The organism is Enterobacter sp. HK-058-C-ECC, from assembly GCF_047531125.1.
GTDB lineage: Bacteria > Pseudomonadota > Gammaproteobacteria > Enterobacterales > Enterobacteriaceae > Enterobacter > Enterobacter quasiroggenkampii.
The window spans coordinates 69,847-88,501 of the sequence record NZ_JBLKCH010000006.1; the positions used below are offsets into that span (position 1 = coordinate 69,847).

Here is an 18,655-nt window from a genome sequence, read left to right on the forward strand (position 1 = left end):
TTACGCGGGCAGGGGGAAAACGGCGTTGACCTGGCCGGTGCCGGAGCTGGCGAACAGCTCGGTGAGAAACTCCACCTTGCCGTCGTATTTGTCCCAGCCGAGCATGCCCAGCAGCATCACCGTGTCGTGCATATTGCCCTCGCCGTAGCAGTAGTCGGCGTACTCCGGCAGCATGCTGCAGAATTCTTTGAACTGACCCTCGCGCCACAGCTTCACCACGCGCTCGTCCATCTGGCGGTCGAACTCGCGGGTGTAGCTGTTCATCCCTTCTTCCGCGCGCTGGTCGTCAATAAAGCGGTGCGACAGCGAGCCGCTGGCGAGCACCGCCACGGTGCCGTCGTATTTTTCAATGGCGCTGACGATGGCCTCGCCCAGCCTGCGGCTGTCGGCGAAGTCGTGAACCGTGCAGAACGCCGAGATGGAGACCACTTTGAAGTGCTTATCCGCGTTCATGTAGCGCATCGGCACCAGCGTGCCGTACTCGAGCTTCAGGCTCGGAATGTTGTGCGCTTTGGCGCGCACGCCAAGCTTCACCGCCTCGTCGGCAATCAGCTGGCCGAGTTCCGGGTTGCCGTCGTAGTCGTAAGTCATGTCGCGGATAAAGTGCGGCAGCTCGTTGCTGGTGTAGACGCCCGAAAAATGGTCCGCACAGTTGATGTGGTAGGCGCTATTCACCAGCCAGTGAGTGTCGAAGACGATAATGGTATCGACGCCCAGCTCCCGGCAGCGCTTGCTGATCTCTTTATGTCCGTCGATAGCGCCCTGGCGGCAGCCGTGGTTTTTACCCGGCAGTTCGGAGAGATACATCGACGGCACGTGGGTGATTTTTGCCGCTAACGCTAATTTACCCATTTTCAGATCCCCCACTTTGGAATCGGATGGTCGCCCATGGAGATGCAGACGTTCTTCATCTCCGCGAACACCTCGAAGCTGTACTCGCCCCCCTCGCGGCCGGTGCCGGAGGCCTTCACGCCGCCAAACGGCTGGCGCAGGTCGCGCACGTTCTGGGTGTTGACGAACACCATGCCCGCTTCGATATTGCGCGCCAGACGGAGTACCTTGCTGACGTCCTGGGTCCAGATGTACGACGCCAGGCCGTACTCCACGTCGTTGGCCAGGCGCAGCCCTTCCGCTTCGTCCTTGAACGGCAGCAGGCAGGCCACCGGCCCGAAGATCTCCTCCTGCGCCACGCGCATGCGGTTATCAACATCCGCCAGCACGGTCGGGCGCAGGAAGTTGCCGCCTTTCAGGTGTGCAGGCAGGTCGACCGGTTTGTCCGGGCCGCCCGCCAGCAGGGTTGCGCCTTCCTCGATGCCGAGGCGGATATAGCCGGAGACTTTCTCCCAGTGCTGCTGGCTAATCAGCGCGCCAATCTGGGTATTTGGATCGGTCGGGTCGCCCACGCGCAGGCGGTTGGCGCGCTCGGCAAAGCGCTTGACGAATTCCGGGTAGATGCTCTGCTGGATAAAGATGCGCGAGCCCGCGGTGCAGCGCTCGCCGTTGATGGAGAAGATAGTGAACAGGGCGGCGTCCAGCGCGCGCTCGATATCCGCGTCTTCAAAAATCAGTACCGGGGATTTGCCGCCCAGCTCCATGGAGTACTTCTTCAGCCCGGCGTTTTTCATGATGTTGCGCCCGGTGGCGGTGCCGCCGGTGAAAGAGACCGCGCGCACGTCGTGATGCCGCACCAGCGCATCGCCTGCCGTCGCGCCGTAGCCCTGAACGACGTTCAGCACGCCCGCCGGAATACCCGCTTCGAGGGCCAGTTCGCCCAGACGGTCGGCGGTCAGCGGGGAGAGCTCGGACATCTTCAGCACCGCGGTATTACCTAAGGCCAGACAGGGCGCGACCTTCCAGGTGGCGGTCATAAACGGCACGTTCCACGGCGACACCAGCGCGCAGACGCCCACCGGCTGCACCAGGGTGTAGTTGAGCATCTTGTCGTCAACCGGGTAGGTCTTGCCGTTCATTTGCTGGCACACCTCGGCGAAAAATTCGAAGTTGTGCGAGGCGCGCGGGATCAGCACGTTTTTGGTCTGGTGGATCGGCAGCCCGGTATCGGCGGTTTCCATGGCGGCGATCTCCGGCACGTTCTGGTCGATCAGATCGCCCAGACGACGCATCAGGCGCGCGCGCTCCTTCATCGGCAGGTTGGCCCACTTCGGAAACGCCTCTTTGGCGGCGGCAACGGCCTGATGGATTTCGGCTTCACCGCCGGAGGCCACTTCTGCCAGGACCTCGCCGGAGGCCGGGTTAGTGGTGTGGAAGTAGTCGCTGCCCGCGACGTTTTTACCGTTGATCCAATGGTTAATCTTTTTCATTTTGCCGTCTCCTCACTCACAATTCGGTTCACCAGGCGTCCCACGCCTTCCACTTCCACCACCACCTCATCGCCCGGCACCACGTCGGAGAGCCCCTTCGGCGTGCCGGTGGCAATCATGTCGCCCGGCTGCAGGGTCATAAAGTCGCTCAGGTAGGCGATCAGGTACGGGATGCTGAAGATCAGATCCGCCGTGGTGCCTTCCTGGCGCAGCTCGCCGTTGACGAAGGTGCGCAGGGCGAGGTTGTGCGGGTCGGGAATGGCTTCTTTTGGCACGATGTTGGGGGAAATGGGGGTCAGCCCGTCGCGGCTTTTCACCCGCAGGTTCGGGCGGTAGTAGTTTTCCAGGTAGTCGCGGATGGCGTAGTCGTTGCAGACCGTATAGCCCGCAACATAGTCCATCGCCTCGGCTTCGCTCACCTTACGCGCCGTTTTGCCGATGACCACCACCAGCTCCGCTTCATAGTGCATGTACTCGACGTTGTTCGGGCGCACCGAGGTCTGGTTGTCGCCGTTGAAGGTGTTCGGCGCTTTGATAAAGACCAGCGGCTCGGTGGGCGGCTTGAAGTCCAGCTCGCTGGCGTGATCGGCATAGTTCAGACCGAGGGCAAACAGCGTGGCGTGCGGCGGCGTGCGGTGTGTGTTAGCGACGTCGCGTTCATCCACCACCGGGTTTTCCAGCGGCGGAAACCCCTCCGCCAGAATACGCACGCGATCGCCCGGGCGGATCTCAACGCGGCTGTGCGGGGTACCGAGCAGGATCGCATCGCCGGGATTAAGGGTGGCGAACTCGCTCAGGGCGCTCAGCAGTTCGGCAGCGCTGCGCTGCAGATCGGCGGTGTTCCAGTGGTCCGCTTCGCGGCCGTTGATCTCGGTGATGATGGTCAGGTTATCCACGTTATCAACGGCGACCGGTTCGCCAAGCGGGCAGAATCCGTCCCGGCATTTGGCCTTGATGGCCGGGCGGTAGAAGCTCTCTTCCGGCAGGCTCACCTCGTTGGCGAGCGCGTACCCCGCAATATATTCCGCGGCGTCCTCCACGCGCACCTTGCTGGCGGTTTTACCGACCACCAGCGCGACCGTGGCGCCGCTCAGCACCGTTTCCCCCTGCGGGAACGGAATGGGCTCGCCCGCGCGAATCACGGTGTTATGCGGTTTGATAAACCACACCGCCGTTTTCGGCGGCGTGTTGTAGGGGGCTTTTTCAAACGCCTCACGCCAGGCTTCGCGCTGGCTTTGATGGTTGAGGGCGACGGCAAAAACGGTACCTTTCATTCACATACTCCTCAGGCCGGAGGTCCGGTTTGGATTTCATTAATATGTTAATGATCTGGTTTTATGCTTTTGCTGTTTATTTCGCAATCAGAAGTGAAAAATTTGTGATATGAATAACAATAAATTTACATATTCTTTTTTATGCATAGTAAAATCAGTCGGTTAATAAAATTAATGGGTTTCTGTTAGACTTTTTGGCAGAAAACGTGTTGTTTATAAAAACATCTTTTAGTGTTTGTTTACTTGTTAATGATGTGAAGGGAACAGGCTATGCATGATTCATTAACCATCGCGCTGCTGCAGGCGCGGGAAGCGGCGATGTCCTACTTCCGCCCGATTGTGAAGCGCCATAATCTTACCGAGCAGCAGTGGCGTATTGTGCGCGTGCTGGCTGAACATCCGTCGATGGATTTTCACGATCTGGCGTTTCGCACCTGCATCCTGCGCCCGAGCCTGACCGGCATCCTGACGCGCATGGAGCGCGACGGTCTGGTGCTGCGCTTAAAGCCGGTGAACGACCAGCGCAAGCTGTACGTCTCGCTGACCAAAGAGGGCAATGCGCTGTATGAGCACGCCCAGGCGCAGGTGGAAGAGGCGTATCAGCAGATTGAGGCGGAATATACGCCGGAGAAGATGAAACAGCTGACGGCGCTGCTGGAAGAGTTTATTGAACTCGGAAACCGTCATAACGCAGCGCGGGATGAAGAGTAAAAACCACAAATTCCAGGATGAATTTCGTAAAGTTTTCCCTTTCCAGGCCGAAAATTCTGTATCTGTCTGAGGAAAGAGAAAACATGTTAAACCGTATCAAGATTGTCACCAGCTTAATGCTGGTTTTAGCGATATTTGGCCTTTTACAACTCACATCCGGTGGTCTTTTCTTTAATGCTCTGAAGAATGACAAAGAGAATTTCACCGTCCTGCAAACCATTCGCCAGCAACAGTCCACGCTGAACGCCAGCTGGGTAGCGTTGCTGCAAACCCGTAATACCCTGAACCGCGCGGGTATCCGCTACATGATGGATCAGAGCAATATCGGCAGCGGCGCGACCGTGAACGATTTGATGCAAATCGCCTCTGTGTCTCTGAAACAGGCGGAAAAAAACTGGGCTGCCTACGAAGCCCTGCCGCGCGATCCGCGTCAAAGCGATGCGGATGCCATGGAGATCAAGCGTAACTATGATATTTACCACGGCGCGCTGGCGGAGCTGATCCAGCTGCTGGGCGCGGGCAAAATCAACGCCTTCTTCGACCAACCGACCCAGAGTTACCAGGACGGTTTTGAGAAGCAGTACGTGAGCTACTTGCAGCAGAACGACAAGCTGTACCAGATGGCGGTCGAAGACAGCAACAGCTCCTACAGCCAGGCTATCTGGGTGCTGATCAGCGTCCTGATTGCCGTGCTGGTGGTGATCGTGGCCGTCTGGCTGAATATCAAGCAGACGCTGATCTCCCCGCTGAATCGTCTGATCGATAACATTCGCCATATCGCCAGCGGCGACCTGGTGAAGCGTATTGAAGTTCAGGGCACCAACGAGATGGGTGAACTGGCCGACTCGCTGCGCCATATGCAGGGCGAGCTGGTGCGTACCGTTGGCGACGTGCGTAACGGCGCGAATGCGATCTACAGCGGCGCGAGTGAAATCGCGATGGGCAACAATGACCTCTCCTCCCGTACTGAACAGCAGGCCGCTTCCCTGGAAGAGACCGCTGCCAGCATGGAGCAGCTGACGGCGACCGTTAAGCAGAACGCCGAGAACGCCCGTCAGGCGAGCCATCTTGCCCTGAGCGCCTCCGAAACCGCGCAGAAAGGCGGCAAAGTGGTGGATAACGTGGTGCAGACCATGCGCGATATCGCGGGCAGTTCGCAGAAAATTGCCGATATTATCAGCGTGATCGACGGCATTGCTTTCCAGACTAACATCCTGGCACTGAACGCGGCGGTAGAAGCGGCGCGTGCGGGCGAGCAGGGCCGTGGTTTTGCGGTGGTAGCAGGTGAAGTGCGTAACCTGGCCCAGCGCAGCGCCCAGGCGGCACGCGAGATCAAGAGCCTGATTGAAGACTCCGTGGGTCGCGTGGAAGTGGGGTCAACGCTGGTCGAAAGTGCCGGTGAAACCATGGGTGAGATCGTGAATGCGGTCACCCGCGTCACGGACATCATGGGCGAAATCGCCTCTGCGTCTGACGAGCAGAGCCGCGGTATCGACCAGGTCGGTCTGGCGGTGGCAGAGATGGATCGCGTGACCCAGCAGAACGCCTCGCTGGTGGAAGAGTCTGCCGCAGCGGCAGCCGCACTGGAAGAGCAGGCAAGCCGTCTGACGCAGGCCGTGGCGGTGTTCCGCATTCAGCAGGAGCAGATGAAAGCGCGCGAATTCGCTTCTGCGAAAACCGTTGCAGCACCGGCGATGGCGCGTAAAACGGTTACCGCTGATGCAGGTGATAACTGGGAAACGTTCTAACGCCGTATGTTGTGCCGGGTGGCGGCTGTGCCTTACCCGGCCTACGGTTCGTGGTTTTGCCGGGTGGCGGCTGCGCCTTACCCGGCCTACGGTTCTTGGTTTTGCCGGGTGGCGGCTGCGCTTTACCCGGCCTACGGTTCGTGGTTTTGCCGGGTGGCGGCTACGCCTTACCCGGCCTACGGTTCGTGGTTTTGTAGGCCCGGTAAGCGCAGCGCCACCGGGCGATATTACAGAGGTAGGCGCATGGCGCAGCGCGTTTCATACACGAAACCGTGCGCTGTCTCTTCTTCCCTTTTCTGACGCAGTTCAGGCGTCAGCGTCGTCATTTTTTCAAACCCCAGCCGCGCATAGAACGGCGCATTCCACGGTACGTCCCTGAACGTCGTCAGCGTCAGCGCTGTCAGCCCCCTGTTCCGGGCATGGTCTGCCACGCAGGCGATGAGCTGCCTGCCGATCCCTTTTCCCTGCCAGTCCAGATCAACCGAGAGTTCGACAATAAACAGTGACGACGGATGGGCTTCGGCAAGAATAAACCCGACGGGGTGGTCGTTTGCCAGCGCCAGCCAGCTTAGCCCGCGTTCGACATAGCCGAGGTGTTGCTCAGCGGAAATGACCTCGCCATCGGCAAGCCAGGCGAGTGCCGGGAAGTCACGGAAGCGCCCGGCCGCCGCGCGTTCAATGGCGGACAGGGCGGCAACGTCGTTACGGATGGTGGGGCGAATGCGAATAGTCATGGCGGCAAGTATAACCTGACCCGTCGACATTATTCCGAGCAGATCAGCACCGGCGAATAGAAATTGCTGATCACCAGCGCGTCTTCCGGCGTGCGCTCGATCGTCAGAAGCCTTTTATTGCCCAGCGTCAGGCCGGCAACGTATTTTTCAAAGACCCCGGGCGGCATGGCGTCATGGCTAAAACGCTCCACTTTTTGAATAACGATCTCATACAGTTCGCCTTCCACGTGACGCCATTTAAACATCTCCTGGCGGGAAACCTCCCAGCTGCGCGGGGCATTCACCACACTGCCGTTAACCGTGATGTACCCCGTTTTGTCGGGATGAAAACGCATAATGATCTCACCGTCAAAGGTGAAATCGTGACTGTCGCGCCGGTCGGAGAAGGTCAGGTTTCCGTCACAGGCCACCGACAGCGGGGGCGTGTGAAAGTACCACGCCAGCACGGTGCCCAGCAGCAGCAGATTGAGGATCAGGATTAGCCAAACTTTTTTGTGTCTCATATCACCACTCGTAATAGTAAAGCGTACGACAGGCGCTGGCTTTACCCTGCGTGAGGGAACATTGGGAGAGCACCAGCCGCCCTTCGTGGCCGTAGAAAAGCGTTCTCTGAATGTGCATGTAGAAAATTGAATTTTTCAGGCACGGAAGATGGCCGTCCTTCTGAAGCGTTTGCGCCAGCGTAATCGCCTTCCCGTGAAACACGTCCGCCAGCGGCGTAAAGGTGTAGACCGGACAGGTGCCAATGTGCGTCAGCAGATGGATCTCCCGCTGTGAATTTTCCGGCTTGATGAGCGCGATCCAGAGGCATAGCGCAACGACGACCAGCGTGAGCGCGCCGCAGAACAGCCCTTCCGGGCGAACGCGCCATGCAGGTTTCGCCGTTTCGGCGGTCGGCGGAGCCTCCTCCAGCGGAGTGACCGTGACATCGGCGCTGAGCATAAAGCCTGTTTTCGGTACGGTAACGATAAACAGCGCGTCGGGAAGCAGGGTCGCCAGCATCTTGCGCAGAATGCTGATGTACTGGTTTAAGGAGTTGTTAGACCCCTGGAGCCCTCGCCGATCCCAGACTTCCTGGAGAAAGGTTTCCCGTTCAACCACGTTCCCATGATGCTGAACCAGCAGCTTCATGATGGTATTGGCCGTACAGGTGAGGAGCTGCGCATCCTCGTCCGGCGCATTGATAAGAGAAACAGAACCGTCCTCGTCGTTGTAGACGATGGCGTCAGCAAGCAGGTATTTCATAAGTTCTTGTAATAAAAACAGAGATAAAAAATAAAAAGAGAAGGCCTACGCCTTCCGGGCTGCATTGCTGGCTATTTTAACGCCACTGTTACCGATAACATTGATCCAGACAGGATTTTGGGTGGTTTAATAAGTCAGCGTGATAATCACGTCATCAATAAATTCCCCGGTGCCGGTTAGCGGCTGCGCCGGGACCTCGCCGTAAACGGTGTAGTTCTGGGTGCCGCCAGCGGGATTGGTGACCTGCAGCGCATCGCCGCTGCTTTGATCTCCCCAGCGTTGCGTGGCCGCCTCATCCTGCCAGAGCCCGTAGCGCAGGCACTGGCCCTCGCTGTTGCAGAGCTGCCGCTGGTTACCGCTGGCATGGTTGCCTTTGCCCATGGCAAGGGTGAACGCGGTTCCGGCCGGACAGCGCGTGGTCAGGGTGGCGGTGGAACGCGTCGGACGCAGGGTCGCGGTGCTGGTCAGGGTGCCGAAGTTAAGGGGCGTCACGCGCTCGATGTAGCACCCCTGGCTGATTTCGGCCTGCGCGCTGGTGCCGCCCTGCACCTGCTCCCCCTCTGCGGAACCGTCCGAGCAGTTTTGCAGGGCATCCTGACGCAGGGCGCTGTGCCAGGCGATACGCAGATTCATGTTGTAGTTGTAATAATGGTAGGCCGGAAGCTGGCTTTGCCCTGCCAGAATGGTCGCGATAAGCGGAAAGGTACCGCTGACGTTGGCATTGCTTTCCGCGACCAGGGTTTGCTGAATCAGGTTCCCGCTGCTGGCAGGCCCCAGCTCCTGAGATCGCGCTGCACCGTTCAGCAGGCGGAAGAGGAGGGTGTACTGTTTTCCCTCCTGATCCCCCGGCGAGATCATCTCAAAGGGCGGGGCGTCTACGCTGCTCAGGCAGACGTTGAGATATTCCGTCCTGCCCTCGTTGTCGGCCTGGCAGCTAAACTTGACCTCGGTGTTGACGGAGGTGGTATTGCCCGCCACGACGTTGCCAAAGTTAATGGCGGGCATGGAGGTTATCCAGCAGGCTGCCGCCATCGCCTTCACGGACAGGACGATCAGCAATAATAACGGTGCTCTTAATGACACAGTTGTTCTCCGATATTCTGTATAGATGACCCGGTACGGGGCGCCGGAAGCGTGACCCGGCACTCCCCCTCACCGGTCTTCACCACCAGCTCACCCGGCAGGGGCGGATCTTCAAGCCAGATAAAGCCGTCGCGTCCCACGATGGTGGCACCCTGCGGCGTTGACACGACGCTGCCCAGCGGGAGCGGCCTGCGGCGGCTGTCGACCAGCCGGGCCTGAACTGTGACGGCGTGATGGACGTTAAACTCGACTTTGACCGCGCTGCTGTTGCCCGGCCTGGCATGCATGTCGGTGACGGGGGCGATCACATCGGCGGGCAGATCGAGCGGGTTAATGCTGACTTTGCTGTTGTGGTAGCGCGGCAGATCGGTCAGCAGGAGATAACCGTCCTCATCCGTTTCACCGGCCGGGCGGTTTTCCAGCATCACCGGTACGTGCCCAACACCGTGCGTGGAGACCAGCGCCATGCCCTGCTGGATGTAGCGCAGCGCGTGCAGGCTGCCGTCCAGCAGCGTCAGGCTACCTTCGGCGGAGGCGTACTGGTTGCCCTGGCTGGCACCTTGCTGCAACCCAACGTGCCATTCGCCCGCTCGGCCCAGATAGCCTACGTCCGCATATTTTTCACGTCGTTCGCCAAAGCCCTGGCCCAGCTCCCATGACCAGCCGCCGGCCTCATCGTCCGGCTGGTGGCGGTAATCCATGCGCGGCGTATCCCGGCTGGCCTGAGCGGAGAGCGTGTCCTCGCGACCCAATGGGACGGAAAACAGCAGCTGAACGTGACTCGACGCATCCGTAAACGAGCGGGTGTAGCTCAGCGTGGTGGAGATGTGTGCCGGCAGCGATACCGACCAGGAGGCGTTGAGGTAACGCTCTGTGCTGCCCTGAATGTTCTGCTGTACCCAGCCCGCGCCCACGGTACCGAAATGGGGGATGGACTGGCTTACCCACACGCTGTCGCTGCGCCTGACGGGCGCGGCACCGCTCATGCGGGCGTTGTCGGCGAAATCCGCTTCGGTACGGACGGTGCTGGCAGAAATGCCCGTTCCTCTGCCGTTCCACTGCCAGCCGAGGCCCCACTGAACGCCCTGACCGTAAGGGCTGTCGCTCACGGCAACGTGCTGGCTGAGCACCCCTACGGCGGGGGAGACCAGCCAGTCAGCGCCCGCGCCCACGTTGCGCAGCCTGCGCTGCTGCTCCGTATGCAGCGCCAGCGTCAGGTGATTATTGACCCCATAGCGCCAGCCTGCGTCCAACAGCGGCGAGGCGGCATAATCGTCGGAATGCAGGGCGTAGTTTTCGCGCATCCAGCCGATGTCCAGCGAACCGCTGCTGAGCCCTTCCGCCAGCATGCCCGGCGCGCCGTAGAGATCGAGCTGTACGGCGCGACGCTGGCCGTTGATATCGGTAATGACCACCTCCGCCTGCCCGCTTCCGGTGAAGGAGGGCAGGGTATCCAGCAGAAAGTTTCCCGGCGTGACGCGCTGGCTGCTCTGCTTAAGGCCGTCGATATACAAATCGACCGTGGAAGGCAGCACGGCGGTGTCGCTGTAGCGACTGCGCGGTTCGGTATTGAGCTGGGGATTGAGTTCAAAGTTACGTGCCCAGTGCAGCCCGCCAAAGCGCACCTGTCGGCTCCAGCGGGTGCCGGTGGTGACGCTGTCGCCCAGCGCCAGCATGGTCAGCGAGTCGGTGTTATCCCACTGCCAGCGGGTTTCGAGACGCGTGTGGGTCGGTCGACCGGCGCTGTTTTCCTCCCCGGCATGGCTTGAAAAACTGCTGCTGAACGTTCCGGGCAGCCCGCCGGACGCGGTCAGCATGGTCTGGGCGTTGAGCTGGCGCTTCCCCTGCACGTCGCTGGCGTAGAGCGCGTATCCGAGCGTATAGGCGCTGACGGGCTGCGCATCAGGATAGCGGTACATCGGCGTGGGCTTCGAGACGGTCAGATGCTGCTGGCCCTCGAGCGCGTCGGCCTCTGCGGTAATTGACACCTGCTGGGACAGCACGTCGAGATTGACCTTCAGGCCCGGCAGGGAGGTCAGCTCAACCCACCCAGCGCGATCCTCCGGGGCGTGAAGCCCCAGCTTTTTCATGTCGCTGCGGCTTATCCATAGCGCATTATCCACCACCCGGCAGGCCCAGAGCTCGCCTCGCGGGGCGTGGTTCACGGTAATGGCCAGCCATTGCACGGTGTCGGCGGGGTCAGTCCGGGCTGACAGCATGAGCGGTAGCCAAAACAGGAGCGCGAGAAGCGAGCGGGCGCAGAGGTATCTGGCTGGCATGATGGTCATCATTGAGATAGACACGCAGCGCGCTGAGCGCGTGACGTGTGGGCTGCTTGAGCGATAAAAGGGCGGTTTGTCCCGGGAGCACATAGCCCGCCAGGCCTTTAATCGACCCTACAACTTTCCCATCGGCCGTCAGGGCCTCAAGGTGGCTCAGGCGGATGTGGCGGTTTCCGGCGTTAAAGCAGCGGAGAGTGGCCGGTATGTCTGCCTGCTCACAGCTCAGGGCATCGTGGCTGACGGGCGCGCTCTGGTTCCCGGCAATAAACACCGGAATCGAGTAGCGCAGCAGGAAGTGTACCGCGGAGGGGTTGGCGGCACGGGACGCGGCGTCCGGCAGTTCGTCGATGACCAGCCGGTAACTTTGCTCCTGCGCACGGTTGCCGGGCTGCATGACGATAATGCGCACCAGCTGCTGCTGGCCCGGCGCCAGTGATGTCATCGCCGGGCTGCTGACCACCTCCCCGGTGGCCACCAGCACATCTTTACCGTTTTTTTGCGTCCATTCGTACACCCGAATCTGCGCATGGATAGCCGCTTTCCCACTGTTAGTGAGATAGACCGCCGCTGCCCGCTGGTCGCTCTGCAGATCGAGCGTTACCGGGGCCACCTGAAGCGTGGCGGCCAGCGCGTAGCGCGACAGCAGCGCCAGCATCATGAGCCACAAAATGAAGCAGGGAAGGTAACGACGCACGATCAATACTCCAGTTTTAACGTGATATCGTCGCTGTAGTTCCCTGCCTGGGCGGTTGTCAGCGCCCCGGCGTCAATGACGCCATACAGCGTTTCCTCCTGTTCCGCACCGTTGCCGGTATCGTCCAGGCCATTCGTGCCGGTGATTTGCGTCTGTTTGCCTTCGTCAGCAAAGAGCTTCCACGCAATCTTCTGCGCGCCCGTTTCGCCATTTTCCGGCTTCAGCCAGAAGGTTCCATTTTCGCCGTCGTTGCTGGTGGCGGTCAGAGTGAACGGCGTGCCGTTGGTACAGACGATATCGACCTGCGTTTTGGCCTGGATTTCGCTCGACTCATCGGAGCCGTGACGCGAGAAGTTGAGGTCGTTGGCTTTGAGGGTGCACGACTTCACGACCTCAAGTGAGACGTGCATCGTCGCGCTTGCGGTACTGTCTGCGGCGATCGCAGCAGCAGGAAGCAGGAGAGCGGAACAACATACAGCGGTGGGAATAATTTTCATGATCTTTTTTCCTGACGTGAGTAACAGTGCAATTACAAAGCGAATGACTGAGCGTCCAGCAGGCAGCGTTTTTGATGGCATTCCGCCAGGTTGTGGCAGCAAAAAGTGGGGCAAGGCCATAAGCAGGCGTTGCCGCGCAGAACGATGACCCGATCGCCAGCATTCGGAATGAAAGGGGTCATTTTCTCCCCCACAGATAGCCCTGGCCGTAATCGGCCTCGCTGGCGCGGGCCAGCGCGAAATCACCCGCGGTTTCGATGCCTTCGATCAGGACCTTGCTGGCGACGCGCTTGCACTCGCGGGTGAGATGCAGAAACTTCGCCTGCTCGGTCCGTCCGTTCCAGAAGGTATGTTTGTCAATTTTGATGCCGCAGAAGCGGATCTGGCTGGTCAGCAGGTCGGGAAGAAGGTCTTCGCAGACATCGTCTGCCCACACTTCTATCCCCCACTGATGGAGCGTCGCGATGCATTTTTGCAGCACCCGGCTTTGCGTATCGTCGAGTTGGACCATCGTATGGAGATCGGTGATCTCGATAGCAAGTCTCTCCGGGCACGGGGTTTCTTCTTTTAGCCTGTCGAGGAAGTCCGTTTCCAGCAGTAAATCCGATGTCGCATTGAGATAATACTTGTCGCCATCCTTGCAAAACATGGCGTGACGAAGCTGCGCAAAGAAGTGCGCTTTACGCTGCGTCGCCGACATCGAGCCAAAGTAATCTTCAAGATTGACGTTGGGCTTTGCCGTGGACAATACCTCCCAGGCAATCACATTTTCACTGCGCAGTGCCCGGATGGATTCGAACTTATAGCCGGTTAGCATGATAAACGTGCGTAACGCTCCGTGGTGATTTCAGGAGCTGCACATTTTATGGATTTGGTTTTTGGCAGGATATTTATAGATAAAAATGGCTTATATAAAGTGTTTTTATCTAATTTATAAGAATTATATAGGATTATTTATTTTCATAAGCGCCCGGCAGAACGCCGGGCGCGACGCGCATTAACCCGCTTTGCTGATGATTTTGATTTCGACCATGCCGATCCCGATCTCGCGCGGTGAATGCCCAAGGATATTCCCCTCGTTCGTGGACTGCGGGTCCGGCGGCACGATGACCAGGGTATTGCTGCGTGAAGGATTCTCAAAATGCAGCGTGTGCGTGCTCACGTCGTTTCCAAGCGTTAACGTCTGCTCCCGATCGCCCACGCGCACGGGGACGGGCTTGTTAGCATTCGGCCCATAGGCCCTGGCGGTGATCACCAGGTCGAACTGTTCCGGCAGGGGATGGGTGTACTCAATTTTCACCTCATTGCCCAGCTGCGCGTTGGACCAGCGTCCCCAGGACTCCGGCCGCGAGATGCCGCTAAACTGCTTCACTTCTTCCGGCGCGCCAGCCACGTTAAAGATAAAGCTGTCCGCTTTGTAGCGAATATCGTTGTCGACGATTTTCAGCATGTCGACGTTACGCTGATAGCGCGCGGTATCAATCACCGTATCGTTGAAGGCGGTTTTGCCTTTCCAGTTTGCCTTATCCACGTGCTGCACGGTTTGCTCGCCGCCAAGCTGACCCTGAGAGACGCACCAGTCGGTAGAGAGCGCCAGCGGCTGCGACCAGAGCTGGCCCATTTTGTAGCACCGGTCGACCCAGACGAAGTTATCGCGTGGCGCAAAATCGGCCAGCTGATAGCGCAGCGGCGCGGAATACTCGCTTTCTGGCAGCGGCTCAACGCGACCCTCCGACACGCGTACCAGCAGCGGCAGGCGGAAGTTGCTGCCCGAGAAGGCAATGGTGTTTTTATCCCGATCGACGGTGAAGTCCTTCATCTCTTTCGGGAAGTTCCACAGGCGGATGATGTCGGGCTTCCAGGCGAGGATTTTTTCCTTCATGTTGAGGAACACTTCCGACAGGGATTGCCCCGACAGCGTGCTGCGGCCCAGGCCAATAAAGTTGTCGCCGCCCAGGATGTCCAGCACGGTGGCGCCGTTATCCATGGAGTTGCGTTTGGTGGCGATCTCCTCCTGCTGCGGCTGGTCGCCGCGCAGGACGAAGAACAGATTGCTGCGATCCTGCTTGTTGAGCTGGTCCCACGCGCTGTTTTTCATCGCCAGATGGTCAGACGAGACGACGATGACGGTGTTTTTAAACCAGGGCGAGGCTTTGATTTTCTCGACCAGCGCGGCAATGTGCTCCTGACTGCAGGTGACTGCGCTGAACGATTTGTTGTTTTTACCATCAATGTCATAGCTTTTGCGCTTGCAGGTGCGCGAGACAAACCCGTCCGGATGGTGGGTGTCCACCGTCAGCGCAAAGAGAGAGAAACGCTTGCCCGCGCGGGACAGCTCCTCGAATTTCTTCCAGGTTTCGTCGAGTACCGTATCGTCATAGAAGCCCCAGTCGTTGCGGTAGCTCGGATCGGCAACCGTCGTTTTTAACTCTTCTGAGCCGTACAGGTGGTCAAAACCGTGGGATTTCAGGAACACATCTTTTCCGGCGAAGCGCAGGTTTGCTCCCTGCACAAAATAGTTTTCGTAGCCGGAGTTTTTCAGGATATCGCCGAGGCAAATATTCTGCGGGAAGAAGGTCGACATGGAGGCTGAGGCGTTACCTTCAAAAGGCGCGAACAGCGGGATACCACACTGGGAGGCAACCATACCGGCAATCGTGTAATCCGTACCGGGCAGTTGCATGGTGTGGCTGAAATCGAGACCTTCATTTTTCAGCGCACCCAGATCTGGCGTCAGGTCCGGGAAGGCATCGTTATCAAAGTACGTGCGCTCCAGACTTTCACCGTAGATATAGACCAGATTGAGCGTCGGGTTAGCGATCGTTTTCGACGGCTCTTTGTAGTAAGCCGCGAAATCCGGATCGCCGTCGCGCGACTGGGATTTCACCAGTTCGGTAATCTGATGGAACGCCGGGCTGGCGTCGACGGAGGCCAGCGCCAGGAATAACGCCAGCAGGCTATAGCCATGATGGTGCGGATGATGGCGACGTCGACGCAGCACCCAGGCCAGTGCGCCAAAAATGGTGACCAGTGCGACGACAAGGCCGAGCCCCGGCAGAATGTACTTGCTTACACCCGCGCCCGTCAGGCTGTTTGTTAGCGTGTAGAGCACCGCATCGTTAATGCCGTCACCGGTAAAGTAATCGCTGGCGTATAAGGTAATGTTTAAAATAATAAAAATGCCGAGCACCACCAGCGTGGCGATAAACCACCAGGTGTGACGGCCGGCTTTCCAGGCGTAAACGCCGACAGAAGCCAGAAAAAGGATAAGAGACAGGAATTCAGACAACAGCATATCCTCGTGACGCCAGATGCTTCGCTGGCTAACTGTTTATTTTTTGGGTCATACAATGTAATTGCGATGTCGTTAAGCTGCAATTTTAGTGTCACTAAAGTGTGCTGTTGTTAGGATTTGGTTTAGAAAATCGTTTTTATGAAGACGTGCACATCCTGACAAACGGACGCTGAGACGGTGGCAGGCAGGAAAAACGCTCATTTAGCGCCGCGTTGCAAGACTATCGCATTAAACGCGGCGTGTTGTGGCAGAAAATGGGGTGGATCAGGAGATGAAATTAACGCCTTGTTTCAGCACCAGATCGCAGGCTTTGGTTTTCACCTGTTTGGCCAGAGAGGAGTTGCCGAGGGTGCTCAGGTTAAGCTGCTGACCGTTCTGCGCGTTAAGCAGGCCCTGAATGCCGTCCATATAATTGGTGTCCGCTTTTTGCTCCTGGGTATCCAGACCCAGTTTACCCAGCACCTGGTTTTTCACGTTTTGCGCGTCGGTCACGGAGGCCAGCTTTTGCTTCGCGCAATATTCCAGAATCCCCGCCGCGTTGTTCATCGTGCCCGCGCTCAGGCTCTGACCGCTGTTGCCCAGCAGGCTGGTGAGGGAAGAGGCGGAGAGTCCGCCCTGCGTGCTGCTGCTCTCTTTGGTCAGCTCGTTTGCTGCGCTTGACAGGGACTCCTGCCAGGACGCCGCCTGCGCTGCACCGGTTACCAGCAGCGCGCCTAAAAAGGTGCTGATTAGATTCTGTTTTTTCATCATGGCTCTCTCAAAAAGGTCCGTTTTGGGCCGAAGGGGTTCCAGTATATACCTGCGACCTGTCGGCGATTCCTGGAACTGTCTTAATACTCTTTCCCGGTGACGCGGCTGCGGTAACTGTCCCAGTCGAAGATGACATACAGGCTGTTACCCAGCTTCATGCGGTCCATGACGCGTTCCCCCAGCAAGCGGGTCATCTCGTCGATGTTGTGGTTTGTCAGCATGCCGGTGGGGCGTTTGGATGAGGAGCGGCGATCGACAATCTGGTTAATGATCACCTTTTCATAGCGGGATTCCGTCTGAACGCCAATCTCGTCGATGACCAGCAGGTCGACATTACTCAGATCGTTAAGCAGCTGTTCTTCGCTGGTTTCGCGGTTGCTGAAGGTGTCTTTCATCGCGGACATGATATCGGCCACGGTGATGATCAGGACCGATTTACCGCGCAGAAGCAGCTCGTTGCAGATGGCGGCAGCCAGGTGGTTTTTACCGGTGCCCGGTTTGCCGCTAAAGATGAAGCTGGCGATATTGCCGTCGAATTCATCCACGTACTGCCGCGCGGCGGCCAGCGCGTTCATCTGCCCGGTGGTTTCAATTTTATAGTTATCGAACGAGCAGTTCTGGTGCAGGGGACGAATACCGGAACGGTTAAAGGTGCGCTGCATTTTCATTGCCCGATTTTCGCGGGCAAGCGCGGCGGCGCGGATCTTACCTTGCTCTTTTTGCCACGCCAGCAGCTCTTCACCGGTGGTGAAAGCAGGCTTCACGTTGGCAGGCATCATTTTTTGCAGACGTTTCATCAGGTCGCCGACGTTCTTCATTTCGCACCTCGGAATCCGCTGGGGATCTGTTTATCCGGTTCTGAAAACGCATTGATATCACGTTTTGGCTGGCCGTTGTTGCCGGCGCGGGTAATCTGGAGATGACGCGCGAGCTTTTGCTGCCACTGAATATGGGTGAACACTTTCCCTTCCGCCTGCCACCAGGCGGTAAACGCGGCAAGCTCTTCCGCGGTGGCGGGTTGGGTTAACGCAATGCCCCACAGCGCGGCCTGCCGCTGAAAATCTGCATCCGGCTGCCAGCCCGCATAGAGGGCGAATTTACCCATCGGAACGGTCACGGGAACGTTAACCGGTTCATCAAAGAACTGATTATCCAGCGTGACATCGCTTGCCGGGCGTGACAATTGCGCTTCGATCTCCAGAAGCTGTGCCAGACGTTCCGGTGTGATTGCGTAAAACGCCGGCGCGTTGTCGGCAAAAACCGCAACCGTGCCCCCTTCGGCGTGGGTCAACACACCGCGAGGGTCGCGCATAAAGGCATCAATACCAGCAATGCTGGTGGTCAGAATTCTGGAGGACATAACGCTTACTCTACTGATGACTACGGGCGTGATATGGGCTTATGGTAGCACAGAGAGGGGAAAGGGAAGGAGGGGTTTTGCCCGGTGGCGCTGCGCTTACCGGGGCTACACTTGTAGGCCTGATAAGCGCAGCGCCGTCAGGCAGTTATCACGCGATGATGTTCAGCGTGACGTCGATGTTGCCGCGGGTTGCATTAGAGTACGGGCAAACAATGTGCGCCGCATCGACCAGCTTTTTAGCTTCCGCAGGATCCATACCTTCAACATGGATGTTCAGTTTTGCTTCAATACCAAAACCGGTAGGCAGCGGGCCAATACCCACTTCGCCTTCAATAAAAGCATCTTTTGGCAGGGTAAATTTGTCGCGTGCGGCCACGAATTTCATCGCGCCCAGGAAGCAGGCAGAGTAGCCCGCGGCAAACAGCTGCTCAGGGTTGGTCACGTCTCCCCCCATGCCGCCCATCTCTTTTGGCACGCCCAGTTTGACGTCCAGTACGCCATCGGAGGAGGTGGCACGACCGTCACGGCCACCGGTGGCTTTTGCTTTGGCGGTATAAACAACTTTTTCTAAAGACATGGCAGGTTCCTCATCTTGTTTTAACGTGTGCTATTAAATAGCGTGCTATATATATGGGTAAATAATCACGCGTAAAGTATAGCG

At 58.3% G+C, this 18,655-nt stretch carries 18 protein-coding genes; 2 read left to right on the top strand and 16 right to left on the bottom strand.

What is annotated here, in order from left to right; genetic code table 11:
* Genes hpaD through hpaG form a run of 3 tightly spaced genes read right to left on the bottom strand, consistent with a single transcriptional unit; the run spans position 1 to position 3,595 of the window.
* Positions 1–852 carry a 3,4-dihydroxyphenylacetate 2,3-dioxygenase gene (hpaD, locus tag ACMWJS_RS13460; protein WP_014830538.1) on the bottom strand — a complete coding sequence of 284 codons (852 nt, stop codon included), beginning with the start codon at positions 850–852 and terminating at the stop codon, positions 1–3.
* 2 nt (positions 853–854) lie between these two features.
* A complete protein-coding gene (gene hpaE / locus ACMWJS_RS13465) occupies positions 855–2,321 on the bottom strand; it encodes a 5-carboxymethyl-2-hydroxymuconate semialdehyde dehydrogenase (RefSeq protein ID WP_048225537.1) in 1,467 nt (488 codons plus the stop codon).
* On the bottom strand, positions 2,318–3,595 hold the full coding sequence (gene hpaG / locus ACMWJS_RS13470) for a 4-hydroxyphenylacetate degradation bifunctional isomerase/decarboxylase (protein WP_262808552.1): 1,278 nt from the start codon (positions 3,593–3,595) through the stop codon (positions 2,318–2,320). The genes hpaE and hpaG overlap by 4 nt, the downstream gene beginning before the upstream one ends.
* 270 nt (positions 3,596–3,865) lie before the next feature.
* On the opposite strand from hpaG, the gene hpaR reads away from it, so the two are divergent.
* Positions 3,866–4,306, top strand: coding sequence for a homoprotocatechuate degradation operon regulator HpaR (gene hpaR / locus ACMWJS_RS13475; RefSeq protein ID WP_045907716.1), 441 nt, complete (start codon positions 3,866–3,868; stop codon positions 4,304–4,306).
* A gap of 83 nt (positions 4,307–4,389) precedes the next feature.
* Positions 4,390–6,054 (top strand): methyl-accepting chemotaxis protein, encoded by a 1,665-nt coding sequence (tsr, locus tag ACMWJS_RS13480; RefSeq protein ID WP_069720120.1) that lies wholly within the window; start codon positions 4,390–4,392, stop codon positions 6,052–6,054.
* Positions 6,055–6,281: 227 nt separating this feature from the next.
* On the opposite strand, the gene ACMWJS_RS13485 is transcribed toward tsr, so the two are convergent.
* The 13 genes from ACMWJS_RS13485 to ACMWJS_RS13545 form a co-directional block, all read right to left on the bottom strand.
* Positions 6,282–6,788 (bottom strand): GNAT family N-acetyltransferase, encoded by a 507-nt coding sequence (locus tag ACMWJS_RS13485; protein ID WP_414747190.1) that lies wholly within the window; start codon positions 6,786–6,788, stop codon positions 6,282–6,284.
* A gap of 29 nt (positions 6,789–6,817) precedes the next feature.
* Positions 6,818–7,291, bottom strand: a complete 474-nt coding sequence (locus tag ACMWJS_RS13490; protein ID WP_048028616.1) for a hypothetical protein — start codon at positions 7,289–7,291, stop codon at positions 6,818–6,820.
* A gap of 1 nt (position 7,292) precedes the next feature.
* Positions 7,293–8,033 carry a winged helix-turn-helix domain-containing protein gene (locus tag ACMWJS_RS13495; protein WP_048225541.1) on the bottom strand — a complete coding sequence of 247 codons (741 nt, stop codon included), beginning with the start codon at positions 8,031–8,033 and terminating at the stop codon, positions 7,293–7,295.
* 126 nt (positions 8,034–8,159) lie between these two features.
* Entirely contained in the window at positions 8,160–9,116 is a 957-nt protein-coding gene (locus ACMWJS_RS13500; RefSeq protein WP_414747191.1) for a spore coat U domain-containing protein, read from the bottom strand.
* A complete protein-coding gene (locus ACMWJS_RS13505; protein ID WP_414747192.1) occupies positions 9,107–11,395 on the bottom strand; it encodes a fimbria/pilus outer membrane usher protein in 2,289 nt (762 codons plus the stop codon). The genes ACMWJS_RS13500 and ACMWJS_RS13505 overlap by 10 nt, the downstream gene beginning before the upstream one ends.
* A complete protein-coding gene (locus ACMWJS_RS13510) occupies positions 11,316–12,092 on the bottom strand; it encodes a fimbria/pilus periplasmic chaperone (protein WP_167214083.1) in 777 nt (258 codons plus the stop codon). Before ACMWJS_RS13510 ends, ACMWJS_RS13505 begins: the two co-directional genes overlap by 80 nt.
* A gap of 2 nt (positions 12,093–12,094) precedes the next feature.
* Entirely contained in the window at positions 12,095–12,589 is a 495-nt protein-coding gene (locus ACMWJS_RS13515; RefSeq protein WP_063620692.1) for a spore coat U domain-containing protein, read from the bottom strand.
* A 178-nt stretch (positions 12,590–12,767) separates the two neighbouring features.
* Positions 12,768–13,406 carry an EAL domain-containing protein gene (locus ACMWJS_RS13520; protein WP_048028608.1) on the bottom strand — a complete coding sequence of 213 codons (639 nt, stop codon included), beginning with the start codon at positions 13,404–13,406 and terminating at the stop codon, positions 12,768–12,770.
* Between the two features lie 180 nt (positions 13,407–13,586).
* On the bottom strand, positions 13,587–15,878 hold the full coding sequence (opgB, locus tag ACMWJS_RS13525) for a phosphatidylglycerol--membrane-oligosaccharide glycerophosphotransferase (protein WP_223539985.1): 2,292 nt from the start codon (positions 15,876–15,878) through the stop codon (positions 13,587–13,589).
* 270 nt (positions 15,879–16,148) lie between these two features.
* Positions 16,149–16,631 carry a DUF2501 domain-containing protein gene (locus ACMWJS_RS13530; protein WP_262808546.1) on the bottom strand — a complete coding sequence of 161 codons (483 nt, stop codon included), beginning with the start codon at positions 16,629–16,631 and terminating at the stop codon, positions 16,149–16,151.
* A gap of 83 nt (positions 16,632–16,714) precedes the next feature.
* Positions 16,715–17,452 carry a DNA replication protein DnaC gene (gene dnaC, locus ACMWJS_RS13535; protein ID WP_008502094.1) on the bottom strand — a complete coding sequence of 246 codons (738 nt, stop codon included), beginning with the start codon at positions 17,450–17,452 and terminating at the stop codon, positions 16,715–16,717.
* Positions 17,449–17,994 carry a primosomal protein DnaT gene (gene dnaT, locus ACMWJS_RS13540; protein ID WP_048225551.1) on the bottom strand — a complete coding sequence of 182 codons (546 nt, stop codon included), beginning with the start codon at positions 17,992–17,994 and terminating at the stop codon, positions 17,449–17,451. The genes dnaC and dnaT overlap by 4 nt, the downstream gene beginning before the upstream one ends.
* A 148-nt stretch (positions 17,995–18,142) precedes the next feature.
* Positions 18,143–18,571 carry an organic hydroperoxide resistance protein gene (locus tag ACMWJS_RS13545; RefSeq protein ID WP_008502092.1) on the bottom strand — a complete coding sequence of 143 codons (429 nt, stop codon included), beginning with the start codon at positions 18,569–18,571 and terminating at the stop codon, positions 18,143–18,145.
* Positions 18,572–18,655: the final 84 nt, after the last annotated feature.